The sequence below is a fragment of the Streptomyces sp. NPDC101152 genome (assembly GCF_044768275.1).
In the GTDB taxonomy this organism is placed as follows: Bacteria; Actinomycetota; Actinomycetes; order Streptomycetales; family Streptomycetaceae; genus Streptomyces.
On sequence record NZ_JBIWPO010000002.1, the window covers coordinates 18,046 to 32,999 of the forward strand.

General features: G+C 69.5%; 14 protein-coding genes and 1 pseudogene. 9 read left to right on the forward strand and 6 right to left on the reverse strand.

The annotated features are described in order from the left end of the window. Positions 1-36: 36 nt before the first annotated feature. Positions 37-603, reverse strand: a complete 567-nt coding sequence (locus tag ACIRVK_RS02595) for a nucleoside deaminase (protein WP_404243201.1) — start codon at positions 601-603, stop codon at positions 37-39. Positions 604-704: 101 nt separating this feature from the next. Here ACIRVK_RS02595 and ACIRVK_RS02600 point away from each other — a divergent pair, with 101 nt between their 5' ends. The 4 genes from ACIRVK_RS02600 to ACIRVK_RS02615 all read left to right on the forward strand — a co-directional run bounded on the left by ACIRVK_RS02600 (position 705) and on the right by ACIRVK_RS02615 (position 4,796). Next, positions 705-1,682, forward strand: coding sequence for an antibiotic biosynthesis monooxygenase (locus tag ACIRVK_RS02600; protein ID WP_404243202.1), 978 nt, complete (start codon positions 705-707; stop codon positions 1,680-1,682). Positions 1,683-1,693: 11 nt separating this feature from the next. Continuing rightward, entirely contained in the window at positions 1,694-3,058 is a 1,365-nt protein-coding gene (locus tag ACIRVK_RS02605) for an FAD-binding oxidoreductase (RefSeq protein WP_404243204.1), read from the forward strand. Positions 3,059-3,153: 95 nt separating this feature from the next. Next, positions 3,154-4,146 carry a porphobilinogen synthase gene (gene hemB, locus ACIRVK_RS02610; protein ID WP_404243206.1) on the forward strand — a complete coding sequence of 331 codons (993 nt, stop codon included), beginning with the start codon at positions 3,154-3,156 and terminating at the stop codon, positions 4,144-4,146. 281 nt (positions 4,147-4,427) lie between these two features. After that, entirely contained in the window at positions 4,428-4,796 is a 369-nt protein-coding gene (locus ACIRVK_RS02615; RefSeq protein WP_404243208.1) for a DUF805 domain-containing protein, read from the forward strand. A gap of 5 nt (positions 4,797-4,801) precedes the next feature. Here ACIRVK_RS02615 and ACIRVK_RS02620 read toward each other — a convergent pair whose 3' ends face one another. Further along, positions 4,802-5,044, reverse strand: a complete 243-nt coding sequence (locus ACIRVK_RS02620) for a hypothetical protein (protein WP_404243210.1) — start codon at positions 5,042-5,044, stop codon at positions 4,802-4,804. Between the two features lie 285 nt (positions 5,045-5,329). Here ACIRVK_RS02620 and ACIRVK_RS02625 point away from each other — a divergent pair, with 285 nt between their 5' ends. Beyond that, entirely contained in the window at positions 5,330-6,232 is a 903-nt protein-coding gene (locus ACIRVK_RS02625) for an SAM-dependent methyltransferase (RefSeq protein ID WP_404243212.1), read from the forward strand. 31 nt (positions 6,233-6,263) lie between these two features. Here ACIRVK_RS02625 and ACIRVK_RS02630 read toward each other — a convergent pair whose 3' ends face one another. Continuing rightward, positions 6,264-7,031, reverse strand: coding sequence for a DUF4253 domain-containing protein (locus ACIRVK_RS02630; protein ID WP_404243214.1), 768 nt, complete (start codon positions 7,029-7,031; stop codon positions 6,264-6,266). Positions 7,032-7,177: 146 nt separating this feature from the next. Between ACIRVK_RS02630 and helR the strand changes: the two genes are divergently transcribed. Both helR and ACIRVK_RS02640 read left to right on the forward strand, forming a co-directional pair. Beyond that, positions 7,178-9,337, forward strand: coding sequence for an RNA polymerase recycling motor ATPase HelR (gene helR, locus ACIRVK_RS02635; RefSeq protein WP_404243216.1), 2,160 nt, complete (start codon positions 7,178-7,180; stop codon positions 9,335-9,337). Between the two features lie 25 nt (positions 9,338-9,362). After that, complete coding sequence (locus ACIRVK_RS02640) at positions 9,363-9,851, forward strand: GNAT family N-acetyltransferase (protein ID WP_404243218.1); 489 nt, start codon at positions 9,363-9,365, stop codon at positions 9,849-9,851. 14 nt (positions 9,852-9,865) lie between these two features. Here ACIRVK_RS02640 and ACIRVK_RS02645 read toward each other — a convergent pair whose 3' ends face one another. Further along, positions 9,866-10,048 (reverse strand): DUF397 domain-containing protein, encoded by a 183-nt coding sequence (locus tag ACIRVK_RS02645; RefSeq protein ID WP_404243220.1) that lies wholly within the window; start codon positions 10,046-10,048, stop codon positions 9,866-9,868. Then, the gene (locus ACIRVK_RS02650) at positions 10,045-10,872 is read right to left on the reverse strand and encodes a Scr1 family TA system antitoxin-like transcriptional regulator (RefSeq protein ID WP_404243222.1); all 828 of its coding nucleotides are present in this window, start codon (positions 10,870-10,872) and stop codon (positions 10,045-10,047) included. Before ACIRVK_RS02650 ends, ACIRVK_RS02645 begins: the two co-directional genes overlap by 4 nt. Before the next feature lie 113 nt (positions 10,873-10,985). Between ACIRVK_RS02650 and ACIRVK_RS02655 the strand changes: the two are divergent. Continuing rightward, positions 10,986-11,277: pseudogene (locus tag ACIRVK_RS02655) on the forward strand (ATP-binding protein). Here ACIRVK_RS02655 and argS read toward each other — a convergent pair. After that, positions 11,278-13,041 (reverse strand): arginine--tRNA ligase, encoded by a 1,764-nt coding sequence (argS, locus tag ACIRVK_RS02660; protein WP_404243224.1) that lies wholly within the window; start codon positions 13,039-13,041, stop codon positions 11,278-11,280. It lies immediately after the preceding pseudogene. 150 nt (positions 13,042-13,191) lie between these two features. On the opposite strand from argS, the gene lysS reads away from it, so the two are divergent. Then, positions 13,192-14,934: a lysine--tRNA ligase gene (gene lysS / locus ACIRVK_RS02665; protein ID WP_404243889.1), complete on the forward strand. Its 1,743-nt coding sequence runs from the start codon at positions 13,192-13,194 to the stop codon at positions 14,932-14,934. Positions 14,935-14,954 lie beyond the last annotated feature (20 nt).

The following is a 14,954-nucleotide window of genomic DNA, read 5'->3' on the forward strand; positions in this document are numbered from 1 at the left end:
CGCGACCCCGTTCGCACGCGGGTCGGTCGGTATCGGTCAGTAGGCGTGCCGGTCGGGCTTGTGCGCCCAGGCCGCGTACGCCTCGGCGCCGAGTTCGGGGTGGAGTTGCTCGACGTGGATCCGGCGCTGGTCGAGGGGCTTGGTGAAGTCCTCGTACTGGAAGGAGTCGTCGAAGCCGATCTCTCTGGTGGCATGCAGATCGCAGCTGTAGTAGACGTCGTCGATCCGCGACCAGTAGATGGCGCTCATGCACATCGGGCAGGGGGCACCGCTGATGTAGATCGAGCAGCCCTGGAGCATCCGGGCCCGCTCCGGCACCGGGTCGGGGGATCCTTCCGGGCGCGGCACATAGGCGAGCGTGCTCTCGTTCTGGTGTTCCGGCGCTATCGAGGGCGCCGAGGGGTTCAGCCGCTGCACGGCCTTGCGTATGGTCTCCACTTCGGCGTGCGCGGTGGGATCGCCGGTGAGCAGGACGCGGTTCTGCCCGCTGGCCACGATTTCGTCGTCCCGGGTGATGACTGCGCCGAACGGCCCGCCCCAGCCTTCTTCGACGGATTCCGTCGCGAGCCGTACCGCTTCTGCCAGGAACTCCTTGTGACCCATGTCGGCCCTCCACTCAGGTGTGCCGAGGAAATCCCCCCACCCCCTAACCCGCTGTTTTCCCCGTTTGTCCGATAACTCCCTTTTGAACTAGACTACTCCGTATGGGTGTCCACGCAATCGGCGCCCCCGCCGGTGCCGGCGCGACCGTCGTGACCTCCCAGAAAGTTCGGGAGGGCCTTGAGGACGACTACCAGCACTGGCAGGAGCGGACCAACCGGGCGGTGCGCGCATTCGACGGATTCGAGGGGACGGAGATGTATCCCCCCGGCGTCGGCGACGAGCGTGCGTGGGTGGTGGTCTTCCGCTTCTCCCGCATCGACCGGCTGGCCACCTGGCTGGAGTCGAGTGAGCGCCGGGAACTGCTGGCCGAGGCCCGTCCACTGTTCGACGAGACACCGACGCAGGAGGTCCTGGTCGGCGGTGCGCCGCCGCCCGGCGAGAAGGAAGCCGTCACGGCGGTCGTCTCCCATCATGTACGACCCGGCCGCGAGGGGGACTTCGCGCGCTGGCAGGACAAAGTCATCAAGGCCCAGGGCAGGTTCCCGGGTTTCATGGGCACCGAGTCGTTCAAGCCGGTCGAGGGCGTCCAGGACAACTGGGTCGTCGTCTTCCGCTTCGACACCCGCGAACACCTCGACGCATGGCTCGCGTCCGACACCCGCGCGACGCTCCTGGAGGAGGGACAGCACTACTTCTCCGGTTATGACGTGCACAAGGTGGCGTCGGCGTTCAGCGGCTGGTTTCGCTTCGGCGAGGGCGTGGACGACGCGGTCCCGCCCAACTGGAAGCAGGCCATGTCCGTGGTGCTCGCGCTCTATCCCACCGTGATGGTGCTCAACCTGACGGTCGGTCACCAGATGGACGGCCTCGGAGTGCCCGGCTACGTCGGTCTGTTCATCGGAAACGTACTGAGCGTCTCCATTCTGACCTGGTTCCTGATGCCCCTGGTGAACCGCGCCCTCGCTTTCTGGCTGGTGCCCCGACGTGCGCGTACCGCGCGTGTCCATGTGACGGGGGCCGTCCTCGTCATGCTCGGCTGGGCGCTGTGCATCCTGGTGTTCGGGCTCACGACCGGCTGAGGAGTCCCATCATGAGTGCAGCGATCGAGGGGGAAGTCGTCCGGCGGGGCGAGGCCGGCTACGCCGGCACCTGGTCGGCCATGTTGTGGAACGAACTCAAACCGCAGCGCTTTCCCGATCTCATCGTCCGGGCCGCCAGCGAGCGCGACATCCCGGCCGCCATACGGCTGGCCCGCTCCGAGGATCTGCGGATCGCCTTGCGCTCCCACGGGCACAGCTGGTGCGGCTCACCGCTGCGCGACGGCGGCATGCTCATCGACCTCTCCGCGCTCACCGCGCACGAGATCGACCCGATCACGCGCACCGCGACCCTGCAACCCGCCCTCTGCGGACGCGAGTTCGTCGCCGCACTCGCCCCGCACGGCTTGACCTTCCCGGCCGGGCACTGCGGACCCGTCGCCCTGGGCGGCTACCTCCTCAGCGGCGGCCTCGGCTGGAACTCAGGCGCCCTCGGGCCGGCCGCCGCGAGCGTACGGGCCGTCGAAGTGGTCACGGCCGACGGCGCCGCCCGCACCTGCAGCAAGGAAGAGGACCCCGACCTCTTCTGGGCGGCGCGCGGCGCGGGCCCCGGCTTCTTCGCCGTCGCCACCCGCTTCCACGTGACCCTGCACGACCTCCCGACGGCCGTCGCGGAGACCACGTACGCCTTCCCCCTGGGCGACGTCGAACCCGTCACCCGCTGGGCCACCGCGGCCGCCAAACGGCTTCCGGCGAACGTCGAGGCGTCCTTCATGCTCGCGACCGCCTCCCCGGACATCACGGCAGCGACGCCGAGGCCCAAGGTGATCAGCTTCACCGGCACCGCCTTCGCCCGCTCCCCCGACGAGGCGGTCCGCTGCCTGGAGCCGCTGCGATCCTGCTCCCTGTCCGAACACGCCCTGTTCCGGCGGACAGACGTCCACAAGAGCTTCGAGGACCTCTACAGCGCCTCGTCCGGATTCTGGCCCAGGGGCCACCGCAACGTGGTGGACACCCTGTGGTCGGACACCGGGTACGAGACCCTGTTGCCCGCGCTCGCCGCCTCGGTCGCCGACGCCCCCTCCGAGCAGTCGCTCGTCCTGGCGCCCCTGTGGCCCGCCTCGCAGGACCGCACCCTCTCGCACGACATGGCCTTCTCGGTTCTGGGCGAGACCTACGTCGCCCCCTTCGCGATCTGGGACGACCCGGCCGCGGACACGGCCAACACCCGCTGGCTGAGGGACACCATGCGCGCCGTCGAGCCGTACCGAACCGGTCACTACATCGCCGAGGCCGACCTCACCGCCGACCCGTCCCGGGCCCGGCGCTCGTACACCCCGCAGGACTGGGCCCGGCTGCGGTCGCTGAAGACCGCATACGACCCGGACAACGTCTTCCACACCTACCTCACACCGTGAGCCCGTGAGGTGTTCTCGTCGACTCCGCCGCACGCACCGGGCTCTCGACAGGGCGTCGGCAAAGGTGCCCCGGGGGCGGGCGTAGCGTAGAAGGCATGTCGAAGTACGGATCCTTCCCCGGTACGCGTCCTCGGCGACTGCGCACCACCCCCGTGATGCGCCGCATGGTGGCCGAGACCCGGCTGCACCCGGCGGACTTCATCCTCCCCGCCTTCGTGCGCGAGGGCGTCAGCGAGCCCGTGCCGATCGCCACGATGCCCGGTGTCGTCCAGCACACCCGGGACAGCCTGAAGAAGGCGGCGGCGGAGGCGGTCGCGGCCGGGATCTCCGGGATCATGCTGTTCGGGGTGCCGGAGGAGTCGAAGAAGGACGCCCTCGGGACCCCGGGGACCGATCCGGACGCAATCCTGCAGGTGGCGATCCGCGACGTGCGGGCCGAGGTCGGGGACGACCTGCTCGTCATGTCCGACCTGTGCCTCGACGAGACCACCGACCACGGCCACTGCGGTGTCCTCGACGCGGAGGGACGTGTCGACAACGACGCGACGCTCGAGCGGTACGCCGAGATGGCCCAGGTGCAGGCGGACGCCGGCGCCCATGTCGTCGGGCCCAGCGGGATGATGGACGGACAGATCGGGGTCGTCCGGGACGCGCTCGACCAGATCGGCCGGGAGGACGTCGCGATCCTCGCCTACACCGCCAAGTACGCCTCCGCCTTCTACGGACCGTTCCGGGAGGCCGTCGGCTCCTCGTTGCGGGGTGACCGGAAGACGTACCAGCAGGATCCGGCCAACGCGCGCGAGTCGCTGCGGGAGCTGGCGCTGGACCTTGAGGAGGGCGCCGACCTGGTGATGGTCAAGCCCGCCGGGCCCTACCTGGACATCCTCGCCCGGGTCGCCGACAGCGTGGACGTGCCGGTCGTCGCCTACCAGATCTCCGGCGAGTACTCGATGGTCGAGGCCGCCGCCGAGAAGGGCTGGATCGACCGGGACCGGGCCATCCTGGAGACCCTGACCGGCATCCGGCGGGCCGGCGCGCAGAACATCCTCACGTACTGGGCGACCGAGGTGGCGCAGAAGTTGCGCTGAACCGGGCAACGGAACGGGACAGATCCGGCCTCGAATCGGCCACCGACCGGCATCGGAACGCACTCGGTTGGGCAACGGAAGCAACTCGTCCGCATGAACGTGCGTTGCCCGGCGGGCGATTCCCGGCGATCTCCCAAGGATCTACAGCGCTTCTGTCCGGAATTCGGCCAACCCATGCGGTGTGCACGCTGAATTGACGAGTTCTCATCAGGTTCCTTACCTTCTGCGCCTGGCCTGATCCGTTCCGGATGGTCCGAACGTCGATCCCTGGGGGACGCACCATGAGCTGGTTTCTCGAAGCGCTGAAGAAGTACGCGGTGTTCAGCGGGCGCGCGCGCCGCAAGGAGTACTGGATGTACACGCTGTTCATCACCATCATCTACATCGTGCTGGCCATCATCTCCAGCGCGTCGAAGTCAGCGGGCATCGCGCTCCTTGTCATCTTCTACCTCGCCATCCTGCTCCCCAGCCTGGCCGTTGGCATCCGCCGGCTGCACGACACGGGCCGCTCCGGCTGGTGGCTGCTGTTCGGGATCGTCCCGCTCGTCGGCGGCATCACGCTGCTGGTCTTCACCTGCCTGGACAGCCAGCCGGGTCCGAACAAGTACGGCCCCAACCCGAAGGAAGCCGTAGCGGGGTACGCCGGCTGATCTGCTCAGCGCTTTCCGAGGCCGCCCGGTTCCTTGCCGGGCGGCCTCTTCGTGCGCGGCGGCCTCTTCATGTGCGGTGGGGTGGTCGCGTGCCGCGGGGCGGTCGCGTGCGGGGGCCGGGCGTGGCTCGTCGCCGGGCCCTCGTCCTTCAGTCCCGTGCCGTCCTTGCATCCCGTCAGTCCGAGTCCGGCGAGCCCGGTGAGTGCGGCGAGGAGCAGTGCGGCGAGCGGGCGGCGCGTGGCGGGCATGGTCGTGGGGGCCTTCTGTGGGTCGCTGGGGGACGGTGGCCGGTTGATGGTGGCTGGGCTTCTGCCCTCAGCGTGAGCGGTGATCGCCGTGGATGCCACACCTCGCGCGAGATTCGGGACGCCGAACCGACGGGACGGACTCCGACCTGCGGGGATGTCGTTTCCCGCGCGGGGCTGGTGGGACGCCGCAGTGGCCCCCGAACGGCCAGATCACCCGACGGGCACCATCAAGTCCGGCCGGGAGTTAGGTTGTTGACGACCGCCTCGACCCTCCAGGAGACACCCGTGCCCGGTGACGCATTGAGCCAGGACCCCGCCCTGCTGCGCGGCAGAATCGACACCACCAAAGCGCACCCGGCGCGGGTCTACGACGTCTTCCTCGGCGGCAAGGACAACTACGAGGTCGACCGTGCGGCGGCCGCCGCCGGGCTCGCCGCCAACCCGCGCGGCTACCTCGACGTACGGCACAACCGCGACTTCCTGCGCCGCGCGGTGAACACCCTCGCCCAGGACGACGGCATCCGCCAGTTCCTCGACATCGGCACCGGCCTGCCCACCGCGGAGAACGTCCACCAGATCGCCCAGCGGATCATCCCGGACGCGCGGGTGGTGTACGTCGACAACGACCCGGTGGTGCTCACCCACGCGCGCGCCCTGCTCACCAGCGGCCCCGAGGGCCGTACCGACTACATCGACGCCGACTTCAACAACCCGGCGCACATCCTCGAACAGGCCGCGAAGACCCTCGACTTCGACGAGCCGATCGCGCTGTGCCTGGTCGCCATCCTGCACTTCGTGGCGGACGCGGAGGCCTACCCGATCGTGCGCGAGCTGATGGACGCCCTGCCGCCCGGGAGCCGTCTCGTCCTCAGCCATCTCACCGAGGACCTGAACCCCGAGAACATCAGGGCGGTCCAGCGGACGTACACCGAGCGGGGCTTCACCTTCGTGCTGCGCTCCAAGGCGGAGGTCGAGCGGTTCTTCACCGACAACTCCCTCGCACTCGCCGAGCCCGGCGTCGTCCCCGCCCACCGCTGGCGGTCCGACGGCGCGGCCCCCGTCCCGGAGCAGCCGGAGGCCTCCTACCTGGAGACCCTCGACCCCATCGACAAGGTGCGCTACGCCGACATCAACGACGTGACGGACGCCGACATCAACGTCTACGCGGCGATCGGCGCCAAGGCCTGAGGGCCGACGTCTTCGGTGCGTCCGCGGCCCCTCAGTCCCACCAGAAGTGCCAGATCCGCTCGCCGATCAGCTTCTCGGCGTACGAGGTGAGCGTGTCGTCGGTGTCCACGAGGACCGTGTACGGGCAGAAGGCGTAGTGCTCGGCGGCGACCGCCTCCGCCTCGGCGAGGTCGGCGGGCGGCGCCGCCACCGAGACGGTCAGGTGGTCGAAGCCCAGCGCCACGACCCGTATGCCGAAGCGGTCCTCCCAGGAGCGCAGCACCGCGCAGAGACGGGCGACGTCCTCCTCGTGGTTCACCGGGCCGCTCCAGCCGACGGCTGCCGGGATGTCGGCGCTGCGGCGGGCGGGCACCAGGGCGAGGTGCGGCTCCTTCAGCCAGGGACGCCCCTCGGTGAGGGAGTCGGCGACCTCGGCGGCCCGCTCGTCCGGATCGGCGGTCAGGGCCGTGGAGGGTGCGAGACCCGGCCAGTCCTCGTCCTCCAAGGGGTCCTCGTCCCAGAACTCCGCCAGCACCTCGTCCGGATCGTGATCACCGGGATAGGACACCTCTCCGGGCATCAACTCCCAGTCCTCCGGTCCGCCCTGGCCACCGCCCACATCCATGAGGACGGGCAGGAGCCCGACGTGCGGCGCGATCTCCCGCAGGGCCGCCCAGCCGCCGACACCGGCCTGGTCGTCCGCCAGCCACAAGAGGGGTTCGTGCCAAGGCCCGCCGGTCGTCTCGTCGACCAGTCGGCCCGCGGGCAGCTCCAAGCCGAGGGACGCGAGCCTCGGAAGGGGATTCGGAAGTGTCGCCATGTCGGTGACTGTAGAGGGAGGCACTGACATCGCACTCCCCGCCACTTTCAACCTATAGCGCCTGGGGGGCCTTGCGGCAAGGCCCCCCAGGTGGCGCAGAATCGCAGGCCAAAGCCGAGAAGCCGGTTACATGGGGGATTCAGGAAGTGTCTGTGTCTTTGTCTGCGTTCGACCTCTCCGAGACCCTCTCCGCGAAGACCGACCCGACGCTCATCGCCCGCGACGAGCAGCAGTTCGCCGCCATCGCCGCAAGCCTGGAGCAGGCGGTCGCCGAGGTGTCCGCACGCCTCGACGCCGAACTCAGGGCGCCCGGCGGGATCGGCCAGGCCGCGATGGACCGCGACCTCGAGGTGCACCGGCTGAACGGACGGCTGCGCACCCTCCGCCGCTTCGGTCTCGACCTCTGCCTCGGACGCATGGTCGAGGCCGACGACCCCGAGCACCCCGTCTACATCGGCCGTCTCGGCCTCACCGACAACGAGGGCCGCCGCCTGCTGGTCGACTGGCGTTCCCCGGCCGCCGAGCCCTTCTTCGCGGCGACCCACGCCCACCCGATGGGCCTGGTCAGCCGCCGCCGCTACCGCTGGACCGGCGGGCGGATCAGCGACTACTGGGACGAGGTGTTCACCGCCGACCAACTGGAGCACAACGTCGCGCTCGACGACCAGTCCGCCTTCATCGCCAGCCTCGGCAGCAACCGTTCCGAGCGCATGCGGGACGTGCTGGCCACCATCCAGGCCGACCAGGACGCCATCATCCGCGCGGGCTCACGGGGCGCCCTCGTCGTCGACGGCGGCCCCGGCACAGGCAAGACCGTCGTCGCCCTGCACCGCACCGCCCACCTCCTCTACTCCGACCCCCGCCTGGGCCACCGGCGCGGCGGCGTCCTGTTCGTCGGCCCGCACCGGCCGTACCTGGCGTACGTCTCCGACGTGCTGCCCAGCCTCGGCGAGGAGGGCGTGCAGACCTGCGTCCTGCGGGACCTCGTCGCCGAGGGGGAGAGCGCGGCCGTGGAGAGCGACCCCGAGGTGGCCCGGCTGAAGGCGTCCGCGGACCTGGTGAAGGCGGTCGAGAAGGCCGTCCGCTTCTACGAGGAGCCGCCCACCGAGGGCCTGACGGTCACCGTGGACCACGTCGGCATCCCGCTCACCGCCGCCGACTGGACCGAGGCCTTCGACGCCCCCGAGCCCGGCACCCCGCACAACGAGGGTCGCGACCAGGTCTGGGAGAGGCTGGTCGAGATCCTGGCCGACAAGTACGACGGCGACCTCTCACCCGACCTGTTCGGCAGGGCGCTGCGCCAGGACGCCGAGCTGAACGCGGCCCTCGGACGCGCCTGGCCGCTGATCGAGGCGGCCGACCTGGTCGGCGACCTCTGGTCGGTGCCCGCCTACCTGCGCATGTGCGCCCCCTGGCTCGACCGGGACGCCGTACGACGCCTCCAGCGCGCCGAGCCGCAGGCCTGGACGGTGTCCGACCTGCCGATCCTGGACGCGGCACGGCAGCGGCTCGGCGATCCGGGGGCTTCCCGGCGCCGGCGCCGGCACGAGGCCGAGGTCGCCGCCGAACGCGCCTACCGGGCCCAGGTCACCGAGAACCTGCAGCAGACCGACGACGACTGGCAGCGCATGCTCATGACCATGCTGAAGGGGCAGGACCTGCAGAACTCCCTGGTCCCCACGGACGCCCCGCCCGCCGCCGAACCGGACCTCCTCGCCGGCCCGTTCGCGCACATCGTCGTCGACGAGGCACAGGAACTGACTGACGCCGAGTGGCAGATGCTGCTCTCGCGCTGCCCGTCCCGCAGCTTCACCATCGTCGGCGACCGCGCCCAGGCCCGGCACGGCTTCACCGAGTCGTGGCGGGAACGCCTCGAACGCGTCGGCCTGGACCGCGTCGAACTGGCCTCCCTGACCGTCAACTACCGCACCCCGCAGGAGATCATGGCGGAAGCCGAACCGGTCATCCGAGCCGCACTCCCCGACGCCAACGTCCCCACCTCCATCCGCAGCGGCGGCATCCCGGTCACCCACGGCCCGACCACCGATCTGGACACGACCCTGGACACCTGGCTCGCCGAACACACCGACGGCATCGCCTGCGTCATCGGCGCCCCGGCCTACCGTCCGTCCACGCCCCGAGTCCGCTCCCTCACCCCGGAACTCTCCAAGGGCCTGGAGTTCGACCTGGTGGTCCTGGTCGACCCGGAGAGGTTTGGGGACGGCATCGAGGGAGCGGTCGACCACTACGTTGCGATGACCCGGGCGACGCAGCGGCTCGTGGTGCTCAGCAGCGCGGAAAGCTAGTGCGCACCTCGGCTATAAGACTGTCATGACCTGGGAGCTGGCTACCGAAGCCTTCGACACAGTGGACGCGACCAGCCTGCGGCGTGACTACTACGACGAGGTCGCCAGCCGCTACTGGAAACGACGGGCGACCTTTGAGGAGATCGACCAGGGCCTGGCCAACGACGGCGTGGAGTTGCTCAGGCCGCCCACGGGCCAGTTCGTCGTGGGTCGTTTCGATGGCGAGGCCGCCGCCTGTGGCGGGCTGCTGATGCTGGACTCCGAGTGCGCCGAGCTCACCCGCGTCTACCTGCGTCCTGCCTTCCGAGGCAAGAAGGGGGCCGGCCTCCTGCTGGAGCTGCTGGAGCGCGAGGCACGCCTACTCGGCGCCGCCCGGGTGGTCCTCAACACCCGCCTCGACCTGCTCGAGGCCCGCTCGCTCTACGTCCGCCACGGCTACCACGAGATCCCGGCGTACTGCACGGGTCTGTACGTCGAGATCTGCTACGGCAAGGATCTCGGCCGGGCTGACTGACCAGGTCGCGTTCGTCACCTACTTGCCGTGAAGGCGGCCCAGGCGGACGGGGTGACTTGGAGGGTGGGGCCGGTGTCTGCGGGGTTCTTGGAGTCGCGGATGTGGATGGTGTGGGCGGTGGTGGCTACCTCGACGCACTGTCCGCCTTCGTCGCCGCTGTAGCTCGATTTGAACCACTCCAGTGATTCGGTGCTCATTCGTCTCCTAGCAGGCGGTCGAGCAGGCCCATGGAGTCCTGGGTGGTCAGAGCCTGCGTCCGCAGCATCGCATACTTGCGCGCGAGGATGGACACCTCATCTGCGTCGGAAACCCACTGGCTGCCGCGTTGCGACTCGGTATATGCGAGGTGCTGGTGGTCCGGTGTTTCGAGTAGCGTGAAGGGGCCGTTCAGACCCGCGTTGTATGGACTGTCCAGCTGCAGGAACTGCAATGACACGCAAGGCAGTTCAGCCACCATCCGCAGGTGCCGAAGCTGTTCGCGCCGCACCTCGGCCCCGCCGATGCGCATGCGCAGCACCGGCTCCCACACGATGAAGCTCAACGTCGGCGGGTTCCTGCGGTGCAGGATCTCCTGGCGTTCCAGACGGGCGGTCGTACGCGTCTCGATCTCGGTCTCGTCGTACGCGGGGACGCGGTTGCGCAGCACCGCGCGGACATACGCATCCGTCTGGAGAAGACCGGGGAGCACCGCGTTGTCGTACCAGGACAACGCAATCGCCTCCCTCTCATGCTCCATGTACAGCTCCGCCCACATCGGGAACTGGTCGATGTCCGGGAGGTTCGCCACGCCCGCCGACAGCGTGCCCTTGGTCTGGAGGAGGTCGTCGAGGGCCGCGGCCAGGTCCGGCTTCAACGCCCGTCTGCCCTGTTCGATCGACGCGATGGTCTCCTCGTCGACCCGGACGGCCGCAGCGAGGGAGTTCTGCGTGAGGCCCGCGGCGCGGCGCGCGGCGCCCAGTTGCTTGCCCAGCATCTTCATGGACGTGAGGTTCTTCGGCCGTGGTGGCCTCCTGGCGCTCATGCAGGACTCCCTCCCCCTCGGGACGCGTACGTCACCGGGTGCGAGCCCGTACAAAAGATCTGTACGGGTTTACGGAGTGATCAACACTAGTCACTCTGCGCGACTCTCGTCCTGTGAATGACACGATCCAACTCCCCACCCTGCGCGAGCGGTTCTTCCGCCGCGAGCGCCGATCCGTGCAGGCCGCGCGGAGGTTCACGGCGGAGACGCTCAACGGCTGGGGTCTCGCCGGGGCTGGGCGTCGAGGTGCACGACAGCGGCCCCGGCGAGCCCCGCGTCGTGGAGAGCGGGGACACCGGGGCCGAAAGCGGGCGCGGACTGCTGCTGGTCGCCGCTCTGAGTGACAAGTGGGGCGTCCGGGACCGCGAGTCGGGCAAGGTCGTGTGGTGCGAGTTCGGGATGTGATCAGAGACGCTCGGGCGTCCTGATGCCGAGCAGCGACATGCCCTGGTGGAGCGTGCGGGCCGTCAAATCGCAGAGGAGCAGACGGTTCTCCGCGACGTCCTTCGGCGGTGCCGGCTTGATCACCGGGCACTTGTCGTAGAAGGACGTGTAGAGGGACGCCAGTTGGTAGAGGTAGGCCGCCAGCTTGTGCGGGGCGTACTCTGCCGCCGCCTCGAAGACCGTGTCGCCGAAGGCGTCCAGGTGGAGGCCCAACGCACGCTCGGCCGGGGCGAGTTCGAGCTCCGGGTGGGCGGTCGGCTGCGTCTCGCCCGCCTTGCGCAGGATCGACTGGATACGGGCGTACGCGTACTGGAGGTACACGGACGTGTCGCCGTTCAGCGACACCATCTGGTCCAGGTCGAACTTGTAGTCCCGGTTGGGGGACGTCGACAGGTCGGCGTATTTCACCGCGCCGATGCCGACCTGTGCGGCCCGCTCCTGGATCTCGTCCTCGGTGAGGTCCTGGGCCTTCTCCCGGACGACCTCCGCCGCCCGCTGGACCGCCTCGTCCAGCAGGTCCTCCAGCCGTACCGTCTCGCCCTCACGCGTCTTGAACGGCTTGCCGTCCGCGCCCAGCACCGTGCCGTAGCCCATGTTGTGCGCGGTCACGGCGTCGGTCAGCCAGCCTGCGCGCCTCGCCGCCTCGAAGACCATCTTGAAGTGCAGCGACTGCCGTACGTCCACCACGTACAACAGAGACGTCGCGTGCAGGTCGGTGACCCGGTTGCGGATCGCCGTCAGGTCGGAGGCCGCGTAGCCGAAGCCACCGTCCGCCTTCTGCACGATCAGCGGGACCGGCTGGTCGTCCTTGCCCCGGATGTCGTCGAAGAAGACCACCAGGGCGCCTTCGGAGCGGACGGCCACGCCCATCTCCTCCAGGAGCCGGGCCGTCTCCGGCATGCCCTCGTTGTACGCGGACTCGCCGACGATCTCCTCGTCCCGGATCCGCATGTCGAGCTTCTCGAAGACCGAGTAGAAGTAGACCTTCGACTCGTCCACGAACTGCTGCCACAGGTCGAGGGTCTCCTTGTCGCCGGACTGCAGGGCGACGACCCGCTTGCGGGCCCGCTCCTTGAACTCCTCGTCGGAGTCGAAGACCGCCCGCGAGGCCTTGTAGACCCGGTTCAGGTTCGACATGGCCTGCTCGCCGTCGACGTCGGCCGCGGGGGCCAGCTCGCCGGGATTCTCGAACAGGTACTGGATGAGCATGCCGAACTGGGTGCCCCAGTCGCCGATGTGGTGCCGACCGATGGTCTGCTCACCCGTGAAGTCGAGCATGCCGCGCAGGGCGTCGCCGATGACCGCCGAGCGCAGGTGGCCGACGTGCATCTCCTTCGCCACGTTCGGCTGGGCGTAGTCGATGACCGTGATGCCCGGGTCCTGCTTCAGCGGCACGCCAAGACGGTCGCCGTCTGCGTACCGGGCGGCCAGCTTCTCGGTGATCGCCCGGTCGGAGATCGTGAGGTTCAGGAAGCCGGGCCCTGACACCTCGACGTCCTTGATCAGCTCGTCGCCGGTCACGATCTGCGCGACGACCTGCGTCGCCAGCTCCCGCGGGTTGGCCTTGGCCTTCTTGGCGAGGGCGAGGATGCCGTTCGCCTGGAAGTCAGCCCGGTCACTGCGTCGCAGCAGCGGGTCCGCACCGGCGGCCTCCGGCAGGGTGGCCGAGAGGGCGGACGCGAGCTGCTGCTGGACGGAGTCGCTGAGGGACGTGACCGAGGCCATAGGAAGGGGTGCCGTTCTCCTCGTGGGGATGGATAGTCCCAACCAGTATTCCACGGGGGGTAAAGGGGTTTTCCCGGGCGCGATCCCGTCTGGGAGAATGGGACGCCAGCCGTGCGACCGTACCGGCTGCCCCAGGTCAGAAAGAAGGACGTGCCGATCGTGGGCCAGAGCACCGAGACCACCGACTGGGTCTCCCGTTTCGCGGACGAGGTCATCGAGGAGTCGGAGCGTCGGTCCCCCGGCAAACCCGTGGTGGTCGCCTCCGGGCTGTCGCCGTCCGGCCCGATCCACCTCGGCAACCTGCGCGAGGTCATGACCCCGCACCTCGTCGCCGACGAGATCCGGCGCCGCGGACACCAGGTGCGGCACCTCATCTCCTGGGACGACTACGACCGCTACCGCAAGGTGCCGGCCGGTGTCGTCGGGGTCGACGAGACCTGGGCCGAGCACATCGGCAAGCCGCTGACCTCGGTCCCGGCGCCCAAGGGGTCGTCGTACCCGAACTGGGCCGAGCACTTCAAGGCCGCGATGATCGAGTCGCTGGCCGAGCTCGGCGTGGAGTTCGACGGGATCAGCCAGACCGCCCGGTACACCGCCGGTGTCTACCGGGACCAGGTCCTGCACGCCGTCGCGCACCGCGCCGACATCGACGCGATCCTCGACCAGTACCGCACCAAGAAGGCCCCGGCCAAGCAGTCCCAGAAGCCGGTCGACGAGGCCGAGCTGGAGGCCGCCGAGGGCTCCGGCGCGGCCGGCGAGGACGACGGCTCCTCCTCCGGCTCCGTCGGCTACTTCCCGTACAAGCCCTACTGCGGCAACTGCGAGAAGGACCTCACCACCGTCACCGCCTACGACGACGACAGCACCGAGCTGACCTACGCGTGCACCTCCTGCGGCTTCTCCGAGACCGTCCGGCTCAACGAGTTCAACCGCGGCAAGCTGGTCTGGAAGGTCGACTGGCCCATGCGCTGGGCCTACGAGGGCGTCATCTTCGAGCCGAGCGGCGTCGACCACTCCTCTCCCGGCTCGAGCTTCCAGGTCGGCGGGCAGATCGTCGGGATCTTCGGCGGCAAGCAGCCCATCGGGCCGATGTACGCCTTCGTCGGCATCAGCGGCATGGCGAAGATGTCCTCGTCCCGGGGCGGTGTGCCGACGCCCGCCGACGCCCTGAAGATCATGGAGCCGCAGATCCTGCGCTGGCTCTACGCCCGCCGCCGCCCCAACCAGTCGTTCAAGATCGCCTTCGACCAGGAGATCCAGCGGCTCTACGACGAGTGGGACAAGCTCGACGCCAAGGTCGCCGACGGCTCCGCCCTGCCCGCGGACGTCGCCGCGCACGCCCGCGCGGTGGGTACGGCGGCCGGTGCGCTGCCGACGACATCGCGACCGCTGCCGTACCGGACGCTCGCCTCGGTCGCCGACATCACCGCCGGACACGAGGACCAGGCGCTGCGGATCCTCTCCGAGCTCGACCCGGACAACCCGCTCGCGTCCCTGGACGAGGCCCGGCCGCGGTACGACAAGGCCGAGGCGTGGATCAACACCCACGTCCCCGCCGACCAGCGCACCATCGTCCGCGACGAGCCCGACGCCGAGCTGCTGAAGTCCCTCGACGAGGCCTCCCAGCAGTCCCTGCGGCTGCTGCTCGACGGACTCGCCTCGCACTGGTCGCTGGACGGGCTCACCCACCTCGTCTACGGCGTGCCCAAGGTGCAGGCCGGCTTCTCGGCCGACGCCACGCCCAAGGAACTGCCGGCCGAGATCAAGACGGCCCAGCGGACGTTCTTCGCGCTCCTGTACCACCTGCTGGTGGGCCGGGACACGGGCCCGCGCCTGCCCACGCTGCTCCTCGCGGTGGGGCAGGAGCGGGTGCGGCACCTGCTCGGCGAGTAGACGGTGGGCAAGGAGAAGGG

Excerpts from the sequence above, each read along its gene's own strand:
- ACIRVK_RS02630 (WP_404243214.1), bottom strand. The coding sequence starts at position 7,031 with ATGGCGACACTTCCGAATCCCCTTCCGAGGCTCGCGTCCCTCGGCTTG.
- argS (WP_404243224.1), bottom strand. The coding sequence starts at position 13,041 with ATGGCCTCGGTCACGTCCCTCAGCGACTCCGTCCAGCAGCAGCTCGCG.
- ACIRVK_RS02595 (WP_404243201.1), bottom strand. The coding sequence starts at position 603 with ATGGGTCACAAGGAGTTCCTGGCAGAAGCGGTACGGCTCGCGACGGAA.
- ACIRVK_RS02605 (WP_404243204.1), top strand. The coding sequence starts at position 1,694 with ATGAGTGCAGCGATCGAGGGGGAAGTCGTCCGGCGGGGCGAGGCCGGC.
- ACIRVK_RS02620 (WP_404243210.1), bottom strand. The coding sequence starts at position 5,044 with ATGCCCGCCACGCGCCGCCCGCTCGCCGCACTGCTCCTCGCCGCACTC.
- ACIRVK_RS02640 (WP_404243218.1), top strand. The coding sequence starts at position 9,363 with ATGACCTGGGAGCTGGCTACCGAAGCCTTCGACACAGTGGACGCGACC.
- ACIRVK_RS02645 (WP_404243220.1), bottom strand. The coding sequence starts at position 10,048 with ATGAGCACCGAATCACTGGAGTGGTTCAAATCGAGCTACAGCGGCGAC.
- ACIRVK_RS02650 (WP_404243222.1), bottom strand. The coding sequence starts at position 10,872 with ATGAGCGCCAGGAGGCCACCACGGCCGAAGAACCTCACGTCCATGAAG.
- hemB (WP_404243206.1), top strand. The coding sequence starts at position 3,154 with ATGTCGAAGTACGGATCCTTCCCCGGTACGCGTCCTCGGCGACTGCGC.
- ACIRVK_RS02615 (WP_404243208.1), top strand. The coding sequence starts at position 4,428 with ATGAGCTGGTTTCTCGAAGCGCTGAAGAAGTACGCGGTGTTCAGCGGG.
- ACIRVK_RS02600 (WP_404243202.1), top strand. The coding sequence starts at position 705 with ATGGGTGTCCACGCAATCGGCGCCCCCGCCGGTGCCGGCGCGACCGTC.